Genomic DNA, 24,428 nt, shown 5'->3' with positions numbered 1-24,428 from the left:
AGCTCCTGAACGCCTTCGTTACTCCCCAATACAGTCCGGCATGCCCGAACGTCTTCACACTAGATCAGTTCCACCGTAACGACTACCTTGGTGCATGTGCGAATAGATATTGTGACCAAAGAATTCCCGCCGGAAATTTACGGCGGCGCCGGGGTCCACGTGGCCGAGCTCAGCCGAGTGCTGGCCCAACGCGTGGACCTTCAGGTGCGTGCCTTCGGCGCGCCCCGCGAGCCCGGGTACCACGGAGCGACCGTCACGTCGTATCCCGTGCCCGAAGACCTGGGCTCTGCAAACGCCGCCATCCAGACCCTCGGGGTGGACCTGAGGATCGTTCCGGACATCGCCGGCGCGGACCTGGTCCACTCCCACACTTGGTATGCCAACATGGCCGGACACATCGCGTCGCTGCTCCACGGCATCCCGCATGTCCTCAGCGCGCACAGCCTGGAGCCGCTGCGCCCGTGGAAAGCCGAGCAGCTCGGTGGCGGCTACGCGGTGTCCTCCTGGGTGGAAAAGACCGCCTACGAGGCCGCGGCCGCCATCATCGCCGTCTCGGAAGGCATGCGCCAGGACATCCTGCGCAGCTATCCGGACGTTGACCCGGCCAAGGTCAAGGTGGTCCACAACGGCATCGATGTCAGCCAGTGGAACCGGGACGAGGCTGATGACATCATCCGTCCGCTCGGAATCGATCCGGAGCGCCCCAGCGTTGTTTTTGTGGGCCGGAACACCCGGCAGAAGGGCGTGCCGTACCTGTTGCGGGCCGCCGCCAAGCTCCCGGCCGACGTCCAGCTGGTGTTGTGCCTCGGTGCCGCGGACACGCCGGAACTGGCGGCCGAGACGGCACGCCTGATCGAGGAGCTGCAGAGCCAGCGCAGCGGCGTGATCCTGATCGAGCGGATGCTGCCCCGCAACGAGGTCATCCAGGTGCTCAGCCACGCGACCGCGTTCGCGTGCCCGTCCATCTACGAACCGCTGGGCATCGTCAACCTTGAGGCGATGGCGTGCGGTGCCGCCGTGGTGGCCAGCGCCACCGGCGGTATCCCGGAGGTCGTCGAGCACGGCAAGACCGGACTGCTTGTTCCGATCGAGCAGGTCACGGACGGCACCGGAATCCCTCTGGACCCGGAGAAGTTCGTCACCGACTTTGCCGAGGCCCTCATCGAAGTGGTGTCCGATCCTGCCCGGGCCCGCGCCATGGGCGAAGCCGGCCGGCGCCGGGCCGAGGAGCACTTCTCCTGGGAATCCATCACGGAGACCACGCTCGAGGTCTACCGCTCGGTGCTCCAGCAGGGCTCCTGACCCCGCGACGGAACAGCACCACAGCGTCACTGCAGCACGGAGTAACTGCACTTCAGAGTCACAGCACTGCGACGACGGCGCCGCCCCGGCTGAGGGGGCGGCGCCGCCGTCGCATTTCGACTGGGTCAGCCGCGGGTCTTGGTGCCCTGGGCCTTGGTGCCGTGAGCTTTTGTGCCGTGAACGGCGCGGGCAAGCAGGATCTTTTCGTCCAGTGGCGCCTGGCCGCTGGCCCGCTGCTTGCGGAAGTAGTCCCGTACCTCGTCCTGGCGGACCTTCTCCGCGCCGGTGGAGATCTCAGCGCGGAGGTGCTCCGGGCCGTACCCGAACGCGTCCACCAGGTCCAAGGCGTGCGGACGGATCTTCACGAGCAGGCGGTTGATGTATTCGCCCACAGTGCGTCCGCGCTGCATCGACAGCCTGCCGTTCATGAGGTACCAGGACAGGTTCTTCTCGATCAGGGACAGGCCGAAGAGATCGCGCAGCCACGTCAGGACTTTGTGCGTGCCCGGGTCTGTCACCTTGCCGAGGGCTTCCGTAAAGGCCTCCCACTGCAGCAGCTCCGCATGGGCCTGGGCGGCTTCGATGAGTTCGTGCTGGTGGGCGTTGAACAAGGCGGCGCCCTGCTGCTGCGGGAGCTTGTTCGCGCCCTTGAGGGCCGTGGCCACCTCCGCGACCATGGTCTGGACGCGGTCCGTGAGCAGGGTCCGCTGGCTTGCTTCGTCCTTGATCGCCAGCGCCGCTTTCTGCACTGATCCGGTGTCGGCCACGAACTGGGCGACGCCGCGCAGTCCGGTGCGGTGGATTGCCGCACCGGTGGCCTGGCCCACGACATAGCGGGCCAGCACGCCGACGTTGACGGTGCGGAATTCCTTGGCGTAGTCCGCCAGCAGGCGCTTGGCGACCAGCTGCAGCAGGACGGTGTTGTCGCCTTCGAACGTGGCGTAGACGTCGAGGTCGGCGCGGAGCGAGGCGAACCGGTTCTCGATCAGGAATCCGGCACCACCGCAGGCCTCGCGGCATTCCTGCAGCGTATCCAGGGCGTGCCAGGTGCTCAGCGGCTTCAGGGCCGCGGCCAGGGTTTCGAGGTCCTGGCGGTCCTGGTCGGTGTCGTGGCGGCCGGAGAAGACATCGTCGAATTTCTGCAGCAGTTGCTCGCTGGCGAAGCTGGCGGCGTACGTGGTGGCCAGCCGGGTGAAGAGCCGGCGCTGGTGCCGCTGGTAGTCCAGCAGCACTTCCTCGTCGGTCTGGGAGGAGGCATTGAACTGCCGGCGTTCGGTGGCGTACTGGATGGCGGTCTTCAGGGCCAGCTTCGACGCCGTCACGGCGGCTCCGTCGAGGGAGACCCGGCCCTGGACCAGCGTGCCGAGCATGGTGAAGAAGCGGCGGCCCGGGCTGGCGATGGGGGACGTGTAGTTGCCCTCGGGGTCGACGTCGCCGTAGCGGTTCAGGAGGTTGGTGCGGGGAATCCGGACGTTCGTGAAGTGAATCCGGCCGTTGTCGATGCCGTTCAGGCCGCCCTTGACCCCATCGTCCTCGCCCCCGATGCCCGGCAGGAAGTCCTTGGTCCCGGGGTCCCGGAGGTCCATGTAGAACGCGTGCACGCCGTGGTTGACGCCCTTTGTCACCAGTTGGGCGAACACGACGGCGGCCAGGCCATCGGTGGCGGCGTTGCCGATGTAGTCCTTCCACGCTGCCCGGAACGGCGTGTGGACCACGAACTCCCCGGCGGCGGGGTCGTAGGTGGCGGTGGTGGCAATGCTGGCCACGTCGGAGCCGTGCCCGGTCTCGGTCATGGCGAAGCAACCCGGGATCTCCAGGCTCATGATGCCGGGCAGCCATTTCTCGTGGTGTTCCGCGGTGCCGAGGTGGTTCACTGCGGAGCCGAACAGGCCCCACTGCACGCCGGCCTTGATCTGCAGCGACGGGTCGGCGATGACCAGTTCCTGGAAGCCGGCCACGTTGCCGCCGTGGTCATCGGAGCCGCCCACGGACTCCGGGAAGGCGCGGTGGACGGCCCCGTTGTCCACCAGGATCCTGAGCTGCCCGAAGACGCGCCGGCGGTGTTCTGTGTGGGTCTGGCCCTCGATCTTGTGCAGTTCCGGGCGGCCGGCGAGGCCCCTGGACTTCAGCCGGATGTCGGCCCACTTGCCGAGCAGCTGTTCGCCAAGGGCCGCGACGTCGACGGCGGGCGCCTCAGGGGTACCGGGCTGGCCGGAACGGCCGGTTGCCGTGGTTGCCGCCGGCTGTTGTGGTTGCGGCCGGCGCCGGGGTGCGTTGCCGGTGGTGCGGTCGGCTAGTTCAGTCATGTCGCTTCCTTCTGTGGTTCTGACAATCTTTAGTGCTGACAGTTCAGGTCGCGGGCGGGGACCGGTGTGCCGCTGCTACGGCGCGCCCTGGCCTGCCGGGTCTGTTCGTTCCGTTTGTGCTGCTTCTGCGGGAGGAGGTGCCTGCAGCTCGGGGGCGATGCCGAAGCAGAGCCAATCGGTGATCTGCCGCGCCATGGCCTCCTGGCCGGGCTTGGCCGGCCCGGGCGGGCTGGCGAGCCACTGTTCGCCGGCATTCCGGACCAGGCCGATCGCGGCGTTGGGCCAATAGCCGATCATGGCTTCCTTGTCCTGGCCGCCGCCCAGATGGCTGCGCATCGGCCGGGCAATCATGTCGCTGATGGCGGCGAAGAAGTGGCTCAAGGCTCCCGCCGTGGACATGGACGGGCCGGCCGTTTCGGCCTCGCCGGAAGCATGGCGCGTCACGAACGTGTAGACATTCGGGCTGGTCTCGGCCATTTGCAGGTACGCGGACACCATTGCGAACAGGCCTTCGCGGGGCGTCTGGGCGCTCTGGGCCGCCTCCTGGATGCGCCGCTGCATCTGGCTCAGGACCACCTCGCCCACGGCCTGCTGGAGTCCGGCTTTGTCGCCGAAATAGCGGTAGAACACGGACTTCGACGTTCCCGCGGCTGCGGCAATGTCCTCCATGGATGCGTCGCTGCCGAGGGCATGCACCGCCTTCCGGGCGGACTTGATCAGCTCCCGCCGCCGTTCCTCGCGGTGGGACTGCCAGCGGGAAGCGCGGCCGTCGACGGCGGCCTGCCCGGCGGGCACGGCGGCTTTGGGGATGTTCACGATACCCAGCGTATCAGGTACGCTGGGTATCGGTAATCGCTTTGATCGAAGGAGACAGCCCATGTCCGTCAACGGACAGTCAGTGCCCCGCCCCCAGCCAGCCGCCGCACCCGCCGCCGGGAAGACACAGCACGCCGGCGCGGGCCCGGCGCAACTCCGCAAGGCCGTGGTCGTGGGTGGCAACCGCATCCCGTTCGCCCGGACCGGAGGCGCGTACACGAAGTCCTCCAACCAGGACATGCTCACGGCCGCCCTGGATGGCCTGATCGCCCGCTTCGGCCTGCAGGACGAGCGGATCGGGGAAGTCGCTGCGGGGGCGGTCCTCAAGCACTCCCGGGATTTCAACCTCACCCGGGAAGCGGTGCTCGGCTCGGCCCTCTCCGCCGAGACCCCGGCGTATGACCTCCAGCAGGCCTGCGCCACCGGCCTGGAAACGGTGCTTGGCCTGGCGAACAAGATCAAGCTGGGCCAGATCGATTCCGCGATCGCCGGCGGCGTCGACTCGGCCTCTGACGCCCCCATCGCCGTCAGCGAGGGACTCCGCGAGGTGCTCCTTGACCTCAACCGCGCCAGGACGATGTCCCGGAAACTGCAGGTCCTCAGCCGGCTCCGTCCCAAGGATCTGGCGCCCGATGCCCCGAACACGGGGGAGCCGCGCACCGGCCTGTCGATGGGCGAGCACCAGGCGCTGACCACGGCGCAGTGGAAGATCACCCGCGAGGCCCAGGACGAGCTGGCCTTCAACAGCCACCGGAACCTGGCCGCGGCCTACGACGCCGGCTTCTTCGATGACCTCCTGACCCCCTACCGGGGACTGAGCCGCGACTCCAACCTGCGCGCCGACACGAGCCCGGAGAAACTGGCCACCCTCAAGCCCGTTTTCGGCAAGAACCTGGGCGCCGAGGCGACCATGACGGCCGGCAATTCCACCCCGCTGACAGATGGCGCCTCCACCGTTCTGCTGGCGTCCGAGGAATGGGCCGACGCCCACGACCTCCCCAAGCTCGCCGCGGTGATCGACGGCGAGGCTGCCGCCGTCGACTTTGTCCACGGCAAAGACGGGCTGCTCATGGCCCCGGCCTTCGCGGTGCCCCGGCTCCTCGCACGCCACAATCTCAGCCTCGCGGACATCGATTTCTTTGAGATCCACGAGGCTTTCGCCGGCACGGTGCTGAGCACCCTCGCTGCGTGGGAGGACGACGAATTCGGCCGCACCCGCCTGGGCCTGGACGGCGCCTTCGGCAGCATCGACCGGGCCAAGCTGAACGTCAATGGCTCCTCGCTGGCCGCCGGACACCCGTTTGCGGCCACGGGTGGCAGGATCGTGGCCTCGCTGGCGAAAATGCTGCACGAAAAGGGCGACGTCAACGGGCGTCCGGCCCGCGGCCTCGTGTCCATTTGCGCCGCCGGCGGCCAGGGCGTCGTCGCAATCCTCGAAGCACTCTAGGGAGAACCGGATGAGCGACAAGTACACCCGGCTGGTCAGCCACGGACTCGGCAAAGACCTCGCCAAGCGTCTCGGCCTCCCGCAGCCAGTGGTCCTCCGGCGGCACGAGCCCGGCCGCCGCCTCATCGACGGACCGGTCCTGGTCCAGGGATCAACCGGCGGCGCCGACGAGCTCGCCGCCACCCTGCTGGACTGGAACCTCGATGTCCGTCGCCACGCGATACCCAAGGAGAAGCTCGGCGCCATCATCCTGGTGCTGGACGAGCTGGCCCACCCGGGCGATCTTGAGAAACCGGTCCTCACCGCCGCCGCGTCGCTGCGTGACCTCGCCCCGAACGCCCGAGTCATCACCGTGTCCCGCACGGCGGGCTCGGCCACGGAACCGGCAACGGCGGCTGCCAGGCAGGGCGTGGACGGTCTGCTGCGGTCTTTGGCGAAGGAACTCCGTGCCGGCGCCACCGGCAACGGCATCCTGCTCGCCGACGGCGCCCGGACCACGAGCCCGGCAACACTGGGGGCGGTGAGGTTCTTCCTCTCGGGCCGCTCGGCGTTCGTGGACGGGCAGTTCCTGACCGTCAGCTCCGGCGCCGGCCAGCTGCCCGACGACGTCGAGAAGCCGCTGGCCGGCAAGGTGGCCGTGGTGACCGGCGCCGCGCGCGGCATCGGGGCCGCGATTGCCCGCACCCTGTACCGCGACGGCGCCACGCTCATCCTCGTCGACATTCCGGCTGCGGGAGAGCATCTGGCGGCAGTGGCCAACGAGGTCCATGGGACGGCCCTGCAGCTGGACATCAGCCGCGACGACGCCGGCCAGCGGATCATCGGCCACGCCGCGGCACGGCACGGCCGGCTGGACATCATGATCCACAACGCAGGGATCACCCGGGACAAGCTCCTGGCCAACATGGACGCTGGCCGCTGGAACTCCGTGCTCGCCGTCAACATCGCCGCGCAGCTGCGGATCAATGAGGCCCTCCTGGCCTCGGAGCACTTCCAGGACTCGCCCCGGATCGTGTCCGTGGCCTCCACCAGCGGGATCGCCGGAAACCGCGGCCAGACCAACTATGCCGCGTCCAAGGCCGGCGTGATCGGCATGGTCCGCGCCACGGCGTCTCTCATCGGCGAGCGCGGCGGCTCCATCAACGCCGTGGCTCCGGGGTTCATTGAAACCGAGATGACTGCCAAGATCCCGTTCGCCACTCGCGAAGTGGCGCGCCGGCTCAACTCCCTGCAGCAGGGCGGCCGGCCGGGCGACGTCGCCGAGGCCATCGCGTTCCTGGCCAGCGACGCCGCGGGCGGGATTTCCGGGGAGGTGCTGCGCGTCTGCGGGCAGAACCTGGTCGGCGCATGAACGGTTTCCAGACCGTCATCCTGGGCGAGATGCCCGCCCTGTCCAAGCTCTACGTGAACGCGGCCGCCGCCGCGGCACGACGCCGGGTCCTGGGCACCCACGGCGGCACCGAACTGCCCGCCTACATCCACGAGGTCCGTGGCATGCGGGCCGACGTCGCCAATCTGACGGCGTATCAGCACCTGATCGGCGAGACCGCGAGCGATATCCTGCCTGCGGGCTTCATTCATGCCCTGGCCTTTCCGCTGGCCATGAGCGTGATGAACCGGGACGATTTCCCGCTGCCCCTGCTGGGCATGATCCACCTGACGAACAGGGTGGTGCAGTCCGGGCCGGTCCTGTTCACGGAGGCCCTGGACATCCGGACCCGCGTGGAGAACCTGCGGGGGCACCGCGCCGGTACGCAGCTCGATGTCGTCGCGGAGGTGCGCGCCGCCGGGCAGGAAGAGGTCCTCTGGCGCGGGGTTTCGACCTACCTGGCCAAGGGGGTGTTCCTCCCGGGGATCGACAAGGCCTCGGTGGCCGTGCCGCCGTCGCCGTTCTCCGTGCCGGATCCCACGGCCCTGTGGCAGCTGGGCGTCGATACCGGGCGTGCCTACGCGGCTGTCTCCGGAGACTTCAACCCCATCCACCTGAGCGTCCTGACCGCCAAGGCCCTCGGGCAGCGGCGGTCCCTTGCCCACGGCATGTACCTCGCGTCGCGGGCACTGGCCGACGTCGGTGCCGTCAAAGGCGACGCGTTCAGCTGGGAGGTGGCCTTCGAGGCGCCCGTGTTCCTGCCCGCCCGGGTGGCGCTGGACATCAGCACCGTCCAGACCGAGGGCGGCGGCTGGCGGCGTTCGGACTACGTGGCGTGGAACCCGCTGTCCGGTCGCCGGCACTTCAGCGGATCGGTCGCCGCGCTGGACTAACCGGTACTGCCATAGCCGGGCAGGACAGACAGTCCGACGGCGGCATCCGCTGTGGGGTTACCCCGGCGGGAGCCGCCGTCGTTGTGCCTGCCGGTTGCCTAGGTTGCGGACGGGGTTTCGGACGGGTCCGCCGGTTGCTCTTCCGGCCGGCCGGGCTTCGCCACCCGCAGCATGCGGTGCATGCTCAAGAGAATGGATTCCACCGCGCTGGGGGCGTCGTGGGTGTGCGGCACCGAGCCAAGCCTGGCGGTGAGCTCGTTGATCGCCGCGTCGGCGGTGCGGGCCAGCTCGGCCTGGCGATCCGGGTTGTCCTCCTCCGTGGCTCGCAGCACGTCGCCGACGGCGGACATGGCGTCACCGAGGGGTGCCGCGTATGCGTCCGGAATCACGAACGGGGTGTCCTCGGCCCAGATGACGTCGGAGAGCACCTGGGTGACGTCCTGGACGTGGAATGTGAGCCGCTCCAGGTCCCGCAGGTTGCGGTAGTCGAGGGTGATGTCGCGCGGATGCAGCCGGCGGCGGGGATTGGCCCGGCGGCTGGCGTCAGCTTTCTCGACGGCGAGCCGCACTGAGCGGGCGTGCGCCGCGAGCGCTTCCGAGCGCCGGGACCAGTCAACATGCTCCGGCGGCCAGCTCTCCTTGAGCGCCTTGCCCATGTCCCAGAGCTGCTGGGCGAGCGCCTGGCGCAATTCCACGATGCTCAGGGCCGCGGCCCGGAAATGCAGCGGCGGGAAGACCAACAGATTCACGACGATGCCCACCGTGACGCCGACCGCCATCTGGAAAAGGTACCCGAACGAGAACGAGTCCGGGTTGTGGCCGCCCACCAGCAGTACCAGCAGGGCCGCCGTCGGGATCCAGTCCCGGCCCGAACCGATCTTGGGCAGGCCGGCGAGGATAACGCCCAGTCCCATGACCACCGCGACCGTCCACGGCGACGGCGAGCCGAGGCTGAAAAGCATGAACGCCAGTCCCACCCCGATCGCCAGACCGACCAGCGCCTGCAGGCCCTGGCGCATGGAACCGGCAACGTTCTCGTACATGGCCACCAGGGCGCCGAGCGGGGCGTAGTAGGGGTAGTCAGCGGCGGAGCCCGGCATGAAGGGCGCGATCGCGAAAGCAATGCCCGCTGCCAGCGCCGCCTTCAGAGCCAGCTGGAGCCGCGGCCACACGAGCGCCGCCGCGACGCCGCTGGCCGCGCCATGGGCCCGTATGCGCAGCCAGGAGGGCGGCTTGTCTGTTGTCTTTTCTGGAGTGACCATCCCGGCTCACCCTAGGGCCGCGTGGTTGCTGCTACAAATGGACGAACCTGCTGCGGCGCCGCAGGAGCCTGCAGGGGGCCGGTCAGGACGCGGCGCGGGCGGCCCGCCGCACTGCCGCGGACAACCGCTGGGCCCGGCCGCTGGTCCGGCCTTCTTCGCTGCGGCGCGGCACGTACCCGAATCCGAGCCCGTAACCGGGATCCGCGAAGCCGAGGGCCGCGTTGGCGCCCTCGTGTCCGAAGGCCAGGTGGCTGCCGAAGTTCCGCCCCGGCTGGGGTTTCATGAACACGACGGCAAAGGCGTTGTCCTGCCCGGAGCACCGGTCCAGTCCCCACACCTGCTCAGCGGCCATGAGTTCGATGGTGGCCGGGCTCAGGAACGCGGGACCGCCGTCCACCCCGGTCGTGGCGGCGGCGTAGAGTCTGGCCAGTCCGTCGGCCGAGCCCACGCCGCCGGCGCTGCTCATTCCCGCGGCACGGACGACGCGGTGGTTGGGCAGTTCCATGATGGTGCTGACCGGCGCGTTGCTGTTCAGGCCGTCGAGGCTGAGCGGGTCCAGCCACGGCTGGGCCGGGTCAGGGTCGTAGAGCACCTCGCGGTACCGCGGTTCCTGGTCCTCGGGCAGGCCCAGGAAGAAGTCGATGCCCCGCGGGCGGCGGATACGCTCGTCGTAGAGCCGCTGGAGCGGCACTCCGGCGGTGCGGCGGCAGAGTTCCTCCATGAGGATCCCGATGGTCAGGGCGTGATAGCCGAAAGCCGTGCCCGGCCGCCACAGCGGCGCTGAGGCCGCGAGACAGCGGGCCGCCTCGGGTTTGGTGAAGTCGGCCAGGGCGAACCCGCCGGCGACGCCGGGCAGCCCGGCCTGGTGGGACAGCGCCTGCCGGACGGTGAGCAGGCCCTTGCCGTGGACGCCGAACTCCGGCCAATAGGACGCGACGGTCCGGTCCAGATCGAGAAGGTTGTCCTGGACGAGCACGGCGATGACCATGGCGGCGGCGCCCTTGGAACACGAGTACGTGCCCGTGATGTCGCCGGCAGCGAACCCCGGGCCGCCGCGGAGGTCCACCACCTTCGTTCCCAAACGGTAGACGGCCAATTGCGCGCTGTAGTCCTGGTCCTCGGAAAGGAAGGAGTCGAAGAGCTCACGCACCTCGGCGAATTCCCGGGTGGCAAAGCCGGCCGAGAGGGACTGCGCTGCGTGTTCCATGGACCCCATATTCATGACCAACACCCTAACGGCCGTCCCGGGCGCCGGCGGCTTCAGGCTGCGCCGTGTCCCGGGGCAACCTCTTCGCCGGCCCGGACCGGTCCCGGGGGTGTGCCGTCGCCGAACGGCCGGCCGCCGAGTTCTTCGCGGCCGTGCCCGGTGAGCCAGCTGCCCAGTTCCGGCCCGCGCGGGACGATTCCGGTGGGGTTGATGTCCTCATGCACGATGTAGTAGTGCTGCTTGATCTGCACAAAGTCGGTGGTGTCGCCGAAGCCGGGGGTCTGGAAGAGGTCCCGTGCATAGGCCCACAGCACCGGCATTTCGCTGAGCTTTTGCCGGTTGCACTTGAAGTGCCCGTGGTAGACGGCGTCGAAGCGGGCCAGTGTGGTGAAGAGCCGGACGTCGGCCTCCGTGATCGTGTCGCCGACCAGGTACCGCTGGCCCGCCAGGCGTTCCTCGAGCCAGTCCAGGGCCGTCCAGAGCCGATCGTAGGCGGCGTTGTAGGCCTCCTGGGAACCGGCAAAGCCGCAGCGGTAGACGCCGTTGTTCACCTCGGTGAAGACACGCTTGTTGACGGCGTCTATTTCTTCCCTCAGGTGCTCCGGGTACAGCTCCGGCGCGCCGGCGCGGTGGTACTGGGTCCACTCCGTGGAAAAGTCGAGCGTGATCTGGGGGAAATTGTTGGTGACTACCTGCCCGCTGGGGACGTCCACGATCGCCGGGACGGTGATCCCGCGGGGGTAGTCGGGGAAGCGGCGGAAGTAGGCGTCCTGGATGCGTTCGACGCCGAGGACCGGATCCAAGCCGTCCGGATCGAGGTCGAACGTCCAGGACCGGGCGTCGTGGGTGGGGCCGGGCTGGCCGAGCGAGATGACCGCCTCCAGGCCGAGGAGCCGGCGCACGATCACCGTGCGGTTGGCCCACGGGCAGGCGCGCGCTGCGATGAGGCGGTAGCGGCCAGGTTCCACGGGCCAGCCGGGTTCGCCGTGGGCGCCCGTGGCACCGTCCCGGGTGATCCGGTCCTCAATGTAGTTGGTATCCCGGGTGAATTCCTCGCCGCCGGTCACATACGCGCCCTTGGTGCTGAATCCCGGATCGTCGGTGTGGGTACTCAGGCTCATGGTCCCAGCCTAAGGCCGGGAAGGGAACGGCCCGAACGCGGCCGTGAACACGGGCGCCATCGGCTGCCAGGCAAACCACCATGCCCCGGCCACAACCACGGCGAAGAGGGCAATCCACACCGCGGCGGGGATGGAGGTGGCCCGGGCCAGCAGATAGGCGTCCGACGTCGGGAGCCTGTCCCGGTGCCGCAAATGGACGTTGGCCAGTTTGCCGAGGTCCCTGACGGCAGCGACCAGTAGCGCCAGGCCCAGCACGATCATCACGTGGCCGTTGAATACCGGCGGCACGAACAGCACCAGGAGCGCCGAGGCCAGTACGGCGGCGGCGGTGATGAGGAGGCCCACGCCGTTGCGGAGGAATAGGAAGGATGCCAGGAGGATGAGCGTGCCCACCGACATCGCGGCCGGCCCCCAGCCGTTGAAACCGCACCAGACCATCGCCGCCCCGACGACGGCCGGCACGGGGTAGCCCCAGAACGTCGACCAGGCGGCGGAGAGGCGGCTCCTGCTGTACGTCGTGGTGGTGCCGGAGTGGTCCAGGCCCAGCCGGATGCCTCCGAGCCGCTGGCCGGTGGTAAGGGCGGCAAACGCGTGGCCGAGTTCGTGGGTCACGGTGGCGAGCAGGCCAAAGTAGCGCCAGGACAGGCGGGGCAGGGAGACGGCCACTGCCAGCAGGACCACCGCAACGAGCTCAATACTGCTCACATGCGGGCTGGGGGCGTGGGTGAATCCGGCAACGATCCGCTCCCACCATGTCAGGGCCAGGTTCGGTTCCCCCAGCAGGCCGGGCGGGGTCATGCCCTGCCCGAGGCATGCGCGATGCAGTACGCGGTCCAGGGCCTGGCCTCCAGCCGGTCCTCGGGGATCGGGGTGGCGCATACAGCGCAGATTCCGTAGGTGCCCTCGTCCATCCGCGCGAGAGCGGCATCGATCTGCAGCAGGGAAGCCCTGCTCTGTTCCAGGAGCGCGGAGGCCTGGGATAGTTCGAAGGCGATCGTTGTGCCCTCGGGGTCGTGTTCGTCGTCGACGTTGGAGTCGAGGCGGGCGGCATTGACCGAGGTGATGTCCCGGCGGAGGGCGGGCAGGAGGGCAAGCTTCCGGTCACGTTCCTCGCGCAGGAGGATCCGGAACCGTTCGACGTCAACCATAGGCTTCAAGGCTAGCGCGGCCGCTGCGGGGGCGCCTAAACGGGCCGAAGGAGCCGTCCGCGCCGGGAGCCGGCCAAGGACTCAACGAACTGGTAGATGATTCCCACATCCACGGAAAGAGCGCGGGCGGTGGGGGCAGCGTCTAGAGTGGGCGCATGGTGGACCAGACGCACCCCGAGACCCCCGCAAACCCCGAGGACCGTCCAAACCCCGATCATCCTGCAGACGCCGGCAACGCCGCGGCCCCCGGGAGTCCCGGGCAGACCGGGGACGCTGATACGGCCGACGCGCTCCTGCGCGAACTCGCCGCAGCCTATGGCGTCGACACCAGCTACTGGGGCTGGGACGGAGTGCAGCGTTCCGTGGCCGCCGGGACCCTGCAGGACGTGCTGGCGGCCCTCGGAGTCCCCGCCAACGGGCCCCAGGAACAGCAACGCTCCCTGGCCGAGTCCCGGCTGGCACCCTGGCGGCGCATCCTGCCCCCGGTCCTTGTAGTGAGGGAGGGACAGGAGTCCCACGTCGAGGTCCACGTCCCGCACGGAAGCGAGGTCCGCGTCTGGATCGACGCCGAGGACGGAAGCAGCTATGAGGCCGCCCAGCGGGAGAACTGGGACCAGCCGGTCGACGTCGACGGCGTTCTCACGGGACGTGCCACGTTCGCCATACCCGGCGGCCTCGGTCTCGGCTGGCACACCTTGAGAGCCGACGCCGCGGGCACGGCGGCGCAGTGTCCGCTGGTTGTTACGCCAGACCGGCTCCGCGCCTCGGCCCTGCTCAAGGAACGCCGCACCTGGGGACTGACGGCCCAGCTGTACTCCGTGCGGTCCTCCCGGTCCTGGGGGATTGGCGACTTCGCCGATCTCGGGGACCTCGCCGAGGTTGCCGGAGAGCAGGGGGCCGGCTTTGTGCTGGTCAATCCGCTGCATGCCGCCGAACCAGTGCCGCCGGTCGAGGACTCCCCGTACCTGCCCACCACGCGGCGCTTTTTCAACCCGCTCTACCTGCGGGTGGAGGAAATCCCGGAATACGGTTACCTGGACGCAGCCGGCCGGGCCGAGGTGGCACGCCTGGCCGACGGCCTGCAGGCGGCCAACCGTTCCCCGGACCTCCTGGACCGCAACGCCAGCTACGCGGCAAAGCTCGCGGCCCTGGAACGCGTGTTTGCGGTCCGCCGCGGGCCGGCCCGCACCCGGCAGTTCGCCGACTTCTGCGCAGAGCAGGGGCAGGGGCTCGAGGACTTTGCGCTGTGGTCTGCGCTCGCCGAAGAGCTGCCGCCGTCGGCGCCGGAATGGGCCGGAGCGGCGGCATCCCCGGCGTCGCCCTACTGTGTCGAGCAGCGGCCGAGGCTGGCAGCCCGGATCGAATTCCACTGCTGGCTGCAGTGGCTCTGCGACCAGCAGCTCGAGGCGGCCCAGCGTTCGGCACGCCAGGCGGGGATGGGGATCGGCGTCGTCCATGACCTGGCTGTCGGGGTAAAACCCGGCGGTGCCGACGCCTGGACCCTCTCCGGCGTTCTTGCCCGGGGCGTGAGCGTTGGTGCGCCTCCGGACATGTTCAACCAGCTGGGCCAGAACTGGTCGCAGCCGCCATGGCATCCGGGCCGGCTCGCCGAATCCGGCTATGCCGCCTACCGGGACATGCTCCGTACCGTGCTGCGGCACGCCGGCGGCATCCGGGTGGACCACATCCTCGGCCTGTTCCGGTTGTGGTGGATCCCCGAGGGCGGGGGGCCGGAGAGCGGCACGTATGTGCACTACGACCACGAGGCGCTCATCGGTATCCTTGCCCTCGAGGCGCAACGGGCCGGGGCGATCGTGATTGGCGAAGACCTGGGGGTGTTCGAGCCGTGGGTCCGCGGCTACCTGGCCGAGCGGGGGATATTCGGCACGTCGATCCTGTGGTTCGAACACGACGCCGATGGCCCGATTCCGCCGGAGCACTACCGCGAGCAGTGCCTGACCAGCGTCAACACCCACGATCTGCCCCCGACGGCGGGCTACCTCGCCGGTGAACACGTCACCTTGCGCGAATCGCTCGGGCTGTTGCGGCGGCCAGTGGCGGAAGAACGCGCCGAGGCCGCGGCCGAGCAGGAGGCCATGCTGGCCCGGGTCCGGGCACGCGGCCTGCTGGCGGAAAACGGCACGGACGTCCGGACCACGGTGGAGGCGCTGTACGCCTACACGGCGCTGGCCCCGTCAGCGCTGCTGGGGGTGGCGCTGGTCGACGCCGTGGGGGAGACCCGGACCCAGAACCAGCCGGGCACCAGCACCGAATACCCGAACTGGCGCATTCCGCTGGCCGCTCCCGAGGGTGTGGTGCTGATAGACGACCTGCCGGACAACGAGCGGTTCCTGTCCCTGCTGGGCACCGTCCGCGGCGCGCTGCATCCCGGAGGGTGACCGGACACGGGGGAGCCGGGCCGTGGACCGGGCGCGGGCCCCTTCTTGACCTGAGCCTGGCCTGAGGCCGGGAATGCAGACAGCATTGGCCGCACCAATACCGGCCGCTAGCATGGACCGATGACGCGGATCGGCCGACTCTCCCTGGCCGGCGGATGGGCGCTGGCGATGCTGCTGGCGGGGTGCACGTCGGTGCAGCCCCTCCAGGCCGGCCCGCCTTCGCAGCCCCCATCTGCCGGGTCCCCACCGGCCGGGTCCCTGCCTGCCGGGCCGGCGGGGACCGAATCGCCGCCCACGTCCCCCGGCCAGGACACGCCCGCCGCGACCCCACCACCATCCCCGTATTTCGCGCAGCCGGCCCCGCACCCCGCTCCGGGCGGGCAGGCCAGCGGCGGAATCGCGCACATTGTGGTCATCGTCCAGGAGAATAAGGCGGCCTCGCAGATCATGGGCGCCAGCGAAGCGGGCTACTTCAACAAGCTTGCAGCGGAATTCTCCGTGGCCGCCAACTACCGGGCCATCACCCACCCGAGCCTGCCCAACTATCTCGCCCTCACGAGCGGAACCAGCGCGGGGATCACCAGCGACTGCAAGCCGGACTCGTGCACCGCCGATGTGCGCTCGATCGCCGATGAGATCACCCAATCCGGACGGACCTGGAAAATGTACGCCGAGGGCATGCCCGCGCCCTGCGCCGCGCATGACTCCCGCCGGTATGCGGTGAAGCATAATCCGTTCATGTATTACCCTGCCGTGACGGACGACGTGGCCTCCTGCTCGGACCATGTTGTTCCGTATGACCGGCTGGGGCAGGACCTGCGGTCGCCGTCGACCCTGCCGGACTACTCTTTCATCAGCCCGGACATGTGCAACGACACCCACGACTGCTCCATCGGCACCGGAGACGACTGGCTCGCCCGCGAAGTGCCCAGGATCCTGGGATCCCCGGCCTTCACGACGCAGAACTCCCTGCTGGTGATCACGTGGGATGAAGGCAGCAAAGACGACAACCGGGTGGCTACGGTTTTTGCCGGCCCGGCAGCGCGGAAGCACTTCACATCCAATGCCGCCTACTCGCACTATTCCTTGCTGCACACCATCGAGGACGTGTGGGGGCTGAGCCCCCTGACCGATGATGTCCGCAATGCGCCGCTCATGGGCGAATTGCTGAACCACTAGCGGTCAGCCTATTCCCGGCCAATACACAGGAACCACTGCCCATAATGGACCCGAAGCTCCGGTCAACCGCTATTTGACCGGAGCTTCGCCACATCCGCCTGCACCGCCGGCGGTGTCCGCCCGGGTGAAGCTAGGGCTTGGCCTCGACGAGGAAGACCAGGGTCTCGGGCAGTACGCCGTCGTAGGCCATCGCCTCGCCCATTACGTCATTTTGCATCGCGGCCATGAGGGCATCCACGTCAGGGACATCCATCATCACTGCGACTTGCGTCGGATTCTCGGGGTTGACGAACGTACGAATGTTGGTGATCCCCAGTGGGCCGAACACCTCTTCGCGCTTCGGCGAGGCAAGCCAATGATCCTTGTCCTTGACATCGTGGTGGCCGATTATGGTTGGCATGGCGGTCCTCTCGCAGGGGGCCAGCGGTCCGCCGGTCCACTGCTCCGAAAGTTACTCGCCGCCGCATGCCCGGGCAAGTCATTTTTCCAGCCTCATACCGCCGCGTCTGTGTGCCCTCCGGAGGGCCGCGGCCCTGAACTGGACGGCCGCCCGTCCCCAGCGCCCGGTTCCCGTGACATTCTCCTCCGATAGGGGCCTTTGGGCACACGCCCGGCGCGTGCGGGAGTTCCTAAAATGAAGCATGGCCGCCGACGCGATCGAGGTGGAACGCAAGTACAGCCCTTCGGAATCCGACGCCCTCCCGCCACTGGCATCAATCCCAGGGGTAGATCGCGCCGGGCAGCCCGTCAACGAAATGCTGGACGCCGTCTACTTTGATACCAAAGCACTGGCATTGGCCAGGCAACGGATCACCCTGTGCCGGCGGTCAGGCGGTCCGGATGCAGGATGGCATCTCAAACTGCCGGTCGCCGTGGGGGAGCGCCGGGCGATTCGGGAGCCGCTTGGCGGCGATCAGGATGCCGTGCCGGAAAATTTGCGGCAGCTGGTGCTCGTCCACACCCGCTGCCACGCGCTGATGCCGGTTGCACACATCCGGACCAGCCGGAGGGTCACGCGGTTGTACGCCGCCGACGGCGCAATCCTTGCCAACTTCAGTGACGACCGTGTCGAGGCCCAATCCCTGCTAACCCGCGCGGGACCGTCGCGGTGGCGGGAATGGGAACTGGAACTCGCCGGCGGCCCCCGTCGGCTGCTGCAGGACGCCGACGCTCTGTGCGCCGCAGAGGGAGTCACCATCGCCACCCACCCGTCCAAGCTCGCCCGGGCGCTCGGACCGGACTATCCGGAGAATCCGGGCACGGTTCCGAAACCGAGCCCGAGCGGGCCGGCCTCGGACGTCATGCTCTCGTACGTATCCCAACAGATACGCGCCGTGAAGCTGCATGATCCTCGCGTCCGGGTCAATGCGCCCGATGCCGTGCATCAATTCCGGGTGGCCGCCCGCCGGCTGCGGTCGGCACTGGCAACCTTTCGAACGCTCACAGATACGACGTCGACCAGGTTCCTTAGGGGCGAGCTCCAGTGGCTCGCCGGCAACGTGGGCCAGGCCAGGGACGCCGAGGTCATCCGTGCCCGGCTGACGCAAATGATCAGTGCCGAACCTGCGGAGCTGTTGATCGGGCCAGTCGCGCAGCAGATCCAGGAGCACCTCGGCACTGTCCAGCAACAGGGCCTTGCCGCCGGACTGGCGGCGCTGGACAGCGCCCGCTACTTCCGCCTCCTCGATGCCCTCGATGCCTTCCTTGCGGTACCTCCGCTGAGCGGCGGGGCAGGCAATGATGCGCCGGGGACGGTTGGCCGGCTCGTTTCCGCGGAACGAAAACGCCTCAAGGCGGCGGTCCGGTCCCTTGACGGCGGCACAGGCGGGACACCGCAGGATGCCGCATTGCATGAAGTTCGGAAGGCTGCCAAGCGGCTGCGCTATGCCGCAGAGGCGGCTACCCCCATTTTCGGCACTCAAGCAACGAACGTTGCCCGGGCCGCGGAGGGCATCCAGGAGATCCTCGGAGACTTCCAGGACAGCGTCGTCACCCGGGAATCCCTACTGGTGCTGGCGGGGCAGGCCGCGGATGCCCCCGGCAGCGGATTTACCTTCGGGCGCCTGCACGCCCTCGAGCAGCAGCGCGGCAACGAAGCCCGCTTGCGGTTCTACGATGCGTGGCAACAGTCCAGGCCGAAGCCCCTGCGCTGGGCCTAGCCGCCGCGTCCGAACGCCGGGAGAACCCCTATGATCGAACCCCGCAACGCAATGCCGGCCATCTGGTCGGACGGACTGGGCCGCGCCAGCATCCGCTCCGTGCAGGTCCTCGCCGTGTCCGCCCTCGCGTGGGCAATCATCTGGGCCGCCAGCCGCATCCCGCTCGTCATCATCCCCGTCCTCATCGCCGTTATCCTGGCCGCAGCGATCTCCCCGCTGGTCCGCTGGCTCACCGGGCACGCCTGGCCGCGCGCCCTCGCGGTGGTTGCCTCGTTCGTGGCCATTCTCGCCGTTTTCGGCAGCGTCATCGCCGGCATCGTCATTCTGGTCTCCAACCAGTGGGGCGAGCTCACGGCCCGGGCCGCGGCGGGGGTCGAGCAACTGCACTCATTCCTGAACCACGGACCTGTCCCTGTCAGCGACCAACAGATCACCGCCGTCATGGACTCGGTGCGGGAGTTCTTCACCTCGAGCACGTTCAGTGCAGAAGCCCTCACCGGTGCCCGCACCGCGGTGGAAATCTTCACCGGCGCGGTGCTGATGGCCGTCACCCTGTTCTTCTTCCTCAAGGACGGTCCCGAAATCCGGGCCTTTCTCATTGGCATGCTGCCGGCCGACCACCGCGCCAGGGCACGGCTGGCGGCGGATCGCAGTACCGTCGTCCTGGGCGGGTATGTCCGCGGCACGGCCATGGTGGCCGCGGTTGACGGTCTCGTCGTCGGGATCACCCTCGCCATCATGGGAGTGCCGCTGGCCCTGCCGCTGGGAGTGTTCATCTTCATCGGCGGATTCATCCCGATCGTCGGTGCTACCGTCGCAGGAACCCTGGCCATTGTCGTCGCGCTGGTCTCCAACGGGCTGGTCCAGGCGCTCATTGTTGTGGCCGTGGTCATCGGCGTGAACCAGCTCGAACACCACTTCCTGCAGCCGGTCCTGATGGGCAGGGTCCTCAGCATCCACGGCCTGGCGATACTGCTCGTCCTGGCGGCGGGCACCATACTGGCCGGCATTGTCGGCGCGCTGCTGGCCGTGCCGATCACCGCCGTCACGTGGACGGTCGTGAAGACATGGACCGGCAAGGACCCGCTGCCCGGACTTGAGCCGCCCGGGCCGGAGCTGGCCGGACCTGAGCTGGCCGGACTTGAGCCGCCCGGGCCAGAGCTGCCCGGACCGGAGCCGCGGTAGGCCCGCCGTTCCGGACGCTGCCTGAAGCTGACCGCGGCAACGGGGGCCCGGCACTACAATTGACCGGTTCCCAGGACTTGCTCCTGCCCGGCACACGCCCGGCCACCAACAGAAAGATCCGATGCAGACCACTTCTGACCACGCCGTCCCGGCGCAAGTTGACCTGAAGCAGGCCGACCGCCCGGACCACAAGCCCCTGGTCCGCTGGCTACTGGCCAACCAGGTCGCACCCGCCGGCCCCGAAGCCGAGGAAGATCACAAGCCCAACGCCTGGTGGAAAGTCATGTGCCTGACCGGCGTCGACTATTTCTCCACCCTGTCCTACCTTCCCGGTATCGCCGCCCTGGCCGCCGGTGCCCTCTCGCCGCTGGCAACCCTGCTCATTGTGGCCCTGACCCTGCTGGGCATGCTGCCCATGTACCGCCGGGTCGCGCAGGAGAGCCCGCACGGGCAGGGCTCGGTTGCCATGCTGGAGAAGCTGCTCCCGTTCTGGCGCGGCAAGTTCTTCGTCCTGCTGCTGCTCGGGTTCGTTGCGACCTCGTGGATCATCACCATCACCCTCTCCGGAGCCGACGCGACGGTGCACCTGCTCGAAAACCCGATCGTGCCTGCGGGATTGAAAGGCAGTGCCGTGATCATCACGGTGATCCTGCTGCTGATCCTGGGTGGGGTGTTCCTGCTCGGCTTCAACGAGGCCGTCGGCGTCGCCATTCCGCTTGTGGCCGTCTACCTGCTCCTGAACGCCGCGGTCGTCGCCGCAGGATTCGCCCATGTTCTCTCCGAACCGTCCCTGATCGCCGGCTGGACCGACCGGCTGCTCGCCAGCGCCGGCGGCGGCCCCATGGACCTGATCGGGCCCGCCGTCATCGCCTTCCCCCTGCTGGTCCTGGGCCTGTCCGGGTTCGAGACAGGCGTCTCGATGATGCCGCTGATCAAGGCCACCGGCGACAGCCCCGAGCAGGTCATGGCGTCCCGGGTCAGGAACACCCGCAAGCTGCTCACCACGGCGGCGGCCATCATGAGCGTCTACCTGATGTCCACCAGCTTCCTCACCACGGTCATGATCCCGGCCAAGGAGTTCGAGGAGGGCGGACAGGCCAACGGCCGCGCCCTGGCGTTCCTCGCCCACGACCTGTTCGGCGCCGGGTTCGGCACCGTTTACGACATTTCCAGCGCCCTGATCCTTTGGTTCGCCGGGGCCTCCGCCATGGCCGGGCTCATCAACATCGTGCCCCGGTACCTGCCGGCCTACGGCATGGCGCCGGAATGGGGCCGGGCCGTCCGCCCGGTCGTCATCGTCTACACCGTGCTGAGCGTCGGCATCACCATCGCCTTCAACGCCGACGTCAACGCCCAGGCAGGTGCCTACGCCACCGGCATCCTGGCCATGATGGTATCCGGAGCCGTCGCCGTGACCGTCTCCGCGATCCGCCGGCACAGCCGCGCCGGAACCATCGGCTTCGGTGCGCTGACCCTGGTCCTGCTGTACGCGCTGGGCGCCAATGTCATCGAAAAGCCCGACGGCATCGCGATCTCGGCGTTCTTCATCGCCGGCATCATCGTCGTCTCGCTCATCTCCCGGGTCCAGCGCACCACCGAACTGCGGCTGGAAACTATCGAGTTCGACGAGGCAGCCCGGCAGTTCATCACCGATTCGATTGCCTTCGACGGGCAACTGAACGTCATCGCCAACAAGCGCCAAGCCGGTGACAAGGCTGAGTACGCGGACAAAGAGTACGAACAGCGCGGGCTGAACCCCGTCCCGGGCCCGGCGGATGTCATCTTCCTGGAAGTGGAAATCTCCGATCCTTCGGCGTTCAGCCACACGCTCCGGGTCGAAGGCGTCGAAGTGGACGGCTACCGGGTCCTGCGGGTGGAGTCCCCGGCCGTGCCGAACGCGATCGCGGCCGTCCTGCTGGCCATGCGCGACTCGACCGGCACGAAGCCCCAGTGCTACTTCGAGTGGTCCGAGGGCAGCCCCGTCGGCCACCTCATGCGGTACCTGTTCCTGGGCGAGGGCGACACCGCGCCGCTGGTGCGCGAAATCCTCCGCGAGACCGAACCCGACCAGGCACTCCGGCCCGCCATCCACGTGGGCTAGGCAGAGCGCACTCTGACCACAACGAACAGCCCGCCGGGATTTGAGCAGTTCAGGTTCCGGCGGGGCTGTTCGCGCGTGGCCGGGATCCGCGCCGTCGCCTTCGGTCAGCACGCAGGCCCGTCTCGGGTGCGTCGGGTCCACCCCAGGGTCGACGGCGGCCGGCAGCCCGGCCGTCCCCGGGCCTCAGACGTTGGCTGATTTCCCCCAAGGGCCGATCTGGTCCAGGGTGTATCCGTCCGGGTATGCCACGACGTTCATCCTTCCCGGCACAAATATGGGCTCGGTCGGCAAGGGACGCAGCCTGGCCTTGAGGGAGCGGAACCGCAGCACCGCGTTGAACGGTACGCGCAGCACTGCCGGGGCAGGTTTCAGGCCCAGGGCAACAGCGACCTGGGGTTTGTCCATCATCAGCGCCAGGATGGTCGGGGTGAACCGGCGAAGCAGGGCGGGGATACGGCTGGCGAAGGCCGCGACGGTCGCATTGAACAGCATCGAGCCCTCGGGGCTCGGGCCCATGTTCCGGTCCTCGTATTCGTCCAGGAACCGTTCCGCCTCCGCGAAGGTGGCCGGGATGCCCTCGAGCCCCATCTGCCGGCCCAGTTCGGCGTAGAAATCCGTGGCGGCCCGCTTCTCCAACTCCGTCAGCCGGCGCCAGCCGTGACGTTCGGTCCAGCGCAGCGGCAGGACAAGCAAGGTCATGAGGACGTAGACGAAGTCGTCCGGGGTGCCGGGCACCCCGTTGTGGACCCGGCGGAGCAGTTTGATCATGGCCTGGCTGCGTTCGTGCTCGAACCCGTTGGCGATGATCTCGTGAAGGACGATGCCGGTGTCGTAGGAGCGCTTCATCGGCCGGGATTTCATCTCTCCGGTCGCCGCCAGGGTCCTCGCTGTGGAGGGGATGGCGAAGTTGCGGTAATAGGCGACGAAGAAGCCCGAATGGATTTCAGTCTTGAAATCGAAGAGGACCATGTTCCGGTAGATCCCGTACATGTCCGTACCGCTCGGGCGTGTTCGGCGGGTCGGGTGCGTGAGGAGTTGCATGGCGGCTTTCTGTAGCTGTCGCGGGCTATGCCGGGGCGGGGGAGTTATGGAGCTTTGCTTCAACGGAGAGCAGGTAGCTGCGCTCCTCCGCGGTCAGGAAGGTCGCCGAAGTGCCCGCAGCGAGTTCAGCGTCCCGGATTTCGACAACCATCCGGTGCAGCCTGTCCTGTACCGGTGCCTGGGGGTCGGCCTCAAGGGTCCGGTCAAGCGACGTGCTCTTCAGCGCCTTGGACCAGATGGCCTCGACGCGTGCGAGGGTTTCGGTGTTCCGGCGGTGCAGGTTTTTGCGGACAGCCCTGCCGGCAACCGCCGGGATCGTGAGCCCGGCGCCGGCCAGGACGGTCGCAACCAGTTCCAGCTGATGGTACGGGAAGCCAGGCCTGACCAGTACGGCCAGGAATGTCAGGTGCCGGGCCAACAGGGACAGACACATCTCGGCCATCACCAGGAAGCCCATGATGCAGCCGGCGCCCAGCATGGAGAAACCGGCGCGGAACGGGCGGCTCATCCGCGGGACGTAGCGGAAGCAGATCACGGCAATTTCCGCGCTCATCGAACAGATGAAGAGGGTGAGCATCAGTGAGAACAGGAGGGCCGGGAAACGGTCCTCGTAGATGCCCCAGGCGGGGGTCGTGACGGTGGGTCCTGTGAGGAGGAAGAACGCGGTCTGCAGGCTCAGCGTGAGCGTCAAAGGCAGTGTGCGGGTCCACCAGGAACGGCGGCCGCCGGCTTCCGGGGCGATGGCGGCGTATGCGGCGAGGCGCAGATACCAGAGCGAGATAATCATCAGGGAGTTCAGGACCAGTTTGACCAGGTTCATGCCGCCCAGGGCCGTATCGACGGGGACGTAGACAATCGGGGACATGAGCAAAGAGCCCACGCCTCCGTACACGGCACAGGAGAACACCAGGTCGCTCCGGCTGCGAAGCAGGGCGGGAATGCGGGCCCCGGCCAACAGGAACAGTGCCGCGGCCATGAGGAACTGCATCATCCGAAGACCGCCCCGAAGTTGCCCGGCTCCGCGTCCGGCTGGTGGTAGGAGCGGCGGATGCGGGAGGCAAGCCGGTCGGCAAGGAGTTCGGCCGTTACCTCGAGCTCGTCGGCGAAGTCGGTGCGTTTCAGGGCCGAGACGACGCGCTCCGGGTCGAGGTCCGGGAAGAAGACCTGGGCGTAGTCGTGCGAGAGGACTTCCTGCTCGTGGCGGAGGATCATGTGGGCGAACTCGTGCAGGACGATCTGCTGGCGGTGCACCTCTGACGCCGACTTGGCGTGGAGGATGAGGTCCAGGCCGTCCAGGCCGAACCACAGGCCACAGACCTTGTCGGTGGGGGTGTTGTCGATCGGCTTGATGACAATTGGACGCCCGCTCGCGGTCTCCAGGTGGCTCTGGATGGAACGCATGGAGACCGGCTCCTGCAGCCGCAGGCCTTCTTCCGCAGTCCGGGCCCGCACTCGGGCGACGCTGTAGTCCATGGCGCTGATCCTTGGGATGG

20 protein-coding genes are annotated in these 24,428 nt (G+C 68.3%); 9 read left to right on the top strand and 11 right to left on the bottom strand.

Annotated features, from left to right (window positions below; all coding sequences use genetic code 11):
* The first annotated feature begins 96 nt into the window (after positions 1-96).
* Positions 97-1,302, top strand: coding sequence for a glycogen synthase (gene glgA / locus AC1DFR_RS01410; RefSeq protein ID WP_476850944.1), 1,206 nt, complete (start codon positions 97-99; stop codon positions 1,300-1,302).
* A 125-nt stretch (positions 1,303-1,427) separates the two neighbouring features.
* Here the strand turns inward: glgA and AC1DFR_RS01405 are convergent, their stop codons facing one another.
* Complete coding sequence (locus AC1DFR_RS01405) at positions 1,428-3,608, bottom strand: acyl-CoA dehydrogenase family protein (RefSeq protein ID WP_476872545.1); 2,181 nt, start codon at positions 3,606-3,608, stop codon at positions 1,428-1,430.
* A gap of 75 nt (positions 3,609-3,683) precedes the next feature.
* Entirely contained in the window at positions 3,684-4,424 is a 741-nt protein-coding gene (locus AC1DFR_RS01400; RefSeq protein WP_476872544.1) for a TetR family transcriptional regulator, read from the bottom strand.
* A gap of 61 nt (positions 4,425-4,485) precedes the next feature.
* Here AC1DFR_RS01400 and AC1DFR_RS01395 point away from each other — a divergent pair, with 61 nt between their 5' ends.
* From AC1DFR_RS01395 to AC1DFR_RS01385, 3 genes are read left to right on the top strand one after another with little or no spacing between them, the layout of a single operon-like run.
* Complete coding sequence (locus AC1DFR_RS01395) at positions 4,486-5,871, top strand: acetyl-CoA C-acetyltransferase (RefSeq protein WP_476858579.1); 1,386 nt, start codon at positions 4,486-4,488, stop codon at positions 5,869-5,871.
* 10 nt (positions 5,872-5,881) lie between these two features.
* Positions 5,882-7,222 carry a 3-oxoacyl-ACP reductase gene (locus AC1DFR_RS01390; RefSeq protein WP_476872543.1) on the top strand — a complete coding sequence of 447 codons (1,341 nt, stop codon included), beginning with the start codon at positions 5,882-5,884 and terminating at the stop codon, positions 7,220-7,222.
* The gene (locus tag AC1DFR_RS01385) at positions 7,219-8,133 is read left to right on the top strand and encodes a MaoC family dehydratase (protein ID WP_230009567.1); all 915 of its coding nucleotides are present in this window, start codon (positions 7,219-7,221) and stop codon (positions 8,131-8,133) included. The genes AC1DFR_RS01390 and AC1DFR_RS01385 overlap by 4 nt, the downstream gene beginning before the upstream one ends.
* 98 nt (positions 8,134-8,231) lie before the next feature.
* On the opposite strand, the gene AC1DFR_RS01380 is transcribed toward AC1DFR_RS01385, so the two are convergent.
* The 5 genes from AC1DFR_RS01380 to AC1DFR_RS01360 all read right to left on the bottom strand — a co-directional run bounded on the left by AC1DFR_RS01380 (position 8,232) and on the right by AC1DFR_RS01360 (position 12,871).
* The gene (locus AC1DFR_RS01380) at positions 8,232-9,395 is read right to left on the bottom strand and encodes an FUSC family protein (RefSeq protein WP_476872542.1); all 1,164 of its coding nucleotides are present in this window, start codon (positions 9,393-9,395) and stop codon (positions 8,232-8,234) included.
* 82 nt (positions 9,396-9,477) lie between these two features.
* Positions 9,478-10,602, bottom strand: coding sequence for a serine hydrolase domain-containing protein (locus tag AC1DFR_RS01375; protein ID WP_476872541.1), 1,125 nt, complete (start codon positions 10,600-10,602; stop codon positions 9,478-9,480).
* A gap of 53 nt (positions 10,603-10,655) precedes the next feature.
* On the bottom strand, positions 10,656-11,723 hold the full coding sequence (locus AC1DFR_RS01370; protein WP_476872540.1) for a glutathione S-transferase family protein: 1,068 nt from the start codon (positions 11,721-11,723) through the stop codon (positions 10,656-10,658).
* A gap of 9 nt (positions 11,724-11,732) precedes the next feature.
* Complete coding sequence (locus AC1DFR_RS01365; protein ID WP_476850935.1) at positions 11,733-12,521, bottom strand: M50 family metallopeptidase; 789 nt, start codon at positions 12,519-12,521, stop codon at positions 11,733-11,735.
* Positions 12,518-12,871 carry a TraR/DksA family transcriptional regulator gene (locus tag AC1DFR_RS01360; protein WP_476850934.1) on the bottom strand — a complete coding sequence of 118 codons (354 nt, stop codon included), beginning with the start codon at positions 12,869-12,871 and terminating at the stop codon, positions 12,518-12,520. Before AC1DFR_RS01360 ends, AC1DFR_RS01365 begins: the two co-directional genes overlap by 4 nt.
* 155 nt (positions 12,872-13,026) lie before the next feature.
* Here AC1DFR_RS01360 and malQ point away from each other — a divergent pair, with 155 nt between their 5' ends.
* On the top strand, positions 13,027-15,270 hold the full coding sequence (gene malQ / locus AC1DFR_RS01355; protein ID WP_476872539.1) for a 4-alpha-glucanotransferase: 2,244 nt from the start codon (positions 13,027-13,029) through the stop codon (positions 15,268-15,270).
* 120 nt (positions 15,271-15,390) lie between these two features.
* Positions 15,391-16,449, top strand: coding sequence for an alkaline phosphatase family protein (locus AC1DFR_RS01350; RefSeq protein WP_476872538.1), 1,059 nt, complete (start codon positions 15,391-15,393; stop codon positions 16,447-16,449).
* Positions 16,450-16,579: 130 nt separating this feature from the next.
* Here AC1DFR_RS01350 and AC1DFR_RS01345 read toward each other — a convergent pair whose 3' ends face one another.
* A complete protein-coding gene (locus tag AC1DFR_RS01345; protein WP_230011455.1) occupies positions 16,580-16,849 on the bottom strand; it encodes a hypothetical protein in 270 nt (89 codons plus the stop codon).
* A 241-nt stretch (positions 16,850-17,090) separates the two neighbouring features.
* Here AC1DFR_RS01345 and AC1DFR_RS01340 point away from each other — a divergent pair, with 241 nt between their 5' ends.
* The 3 genes from AC1DFR_RS01340 (at position 17,091) to AC1DFR_RS01330 (ending at position 21,894) form a co-directional block, all read left to right on the top strand.
* Positions 17,091-18,608, top strand: coding sequence for a CYTH and CHAD domain-containing protein (locus AC1DFR_RS01340; protein WP_476872537.1), 1,518 nt, complete (start codon positions 17,091-17,093; stop codon positions 18,606-18,608).
* 30 nt (positions 18,609-18,638) lie between these two features.
* Entirely contained in the window at positions 18,639-19,793 is a 1,155-nt protein-coding gene (locus AC1DFR_RS01335) for an AI-2E family transporter (protein ID WP_476858570.1), read from the top strand.
* 121 nt (positions 19,794-19,914) lie between these two features.
* Positions 19,915-21,894 (top strand): APC family permease, encoded by a 1,980-nt coding sequence (locus tag AC1DFR_RS01330; RefSeq protein WP_476872536.1) that lies wholly within the window; start codon positions 19,915-19,917, stop codon positions 21,892-21,894.
* Between the two features lie 183 nt (positions 21,895-22,077).
* On the opposite strand, the gene AC1DFR_RS01325 is transcribed toward AC1DFR_RS01330, so the two are convergent.
* From AC1DFR_RS01325 to AC1DFR_RS01315, 3 genes are read right to left on the bottom strand one after another with little or no spacing between them, the layout of a single operon-like run.
* A complete protein-coding gene (locus tag AC1DFR_RS01325; protein ID WP_476858568.1) occupies positions 22,078-22,935 on the bottom strand; it encodes an oxygenase MpaB family protein in 858 nt (285 codons plus the stop codon).
* A gap of 25 nt (positions 22,936-22,960) precedes the next feature.
* Positions 22,961-23,926, bottom strand: coding sequence for a hypothetical protein (locus tag AC1DFR_RS01320; RefSeq protein WP_476872535.1), 966 nt, complete (start codon positions 23,924-23,926; stop codon positions 22,961-22,963).
* Entirely contained in the window at positions 23,923-24,408 is a 486-nt protein-coding gene (locus AC1DFR_RS01315) for a hypothetical protein (protein ID WP_476872534.1), read from the bottom strand. The genes AC1DFR_RS01320 and AC1DFR_RS01315 overlap by 4 nt, the downstream gene beginning before the upstream one ends.
* Between the last annotated feature and the right edge of the window lie 20 nt (positions 24,409-24,428).

The sequence above is a fragment of the Arthrobacter sp. 05T410 genome (assembly GCF_056396505.1).
The sequence above is the reverse complement of the archived record's forward strand: the minus strand, read 5'-3'. Positions and strand labels throughout refer to the sequence as shown.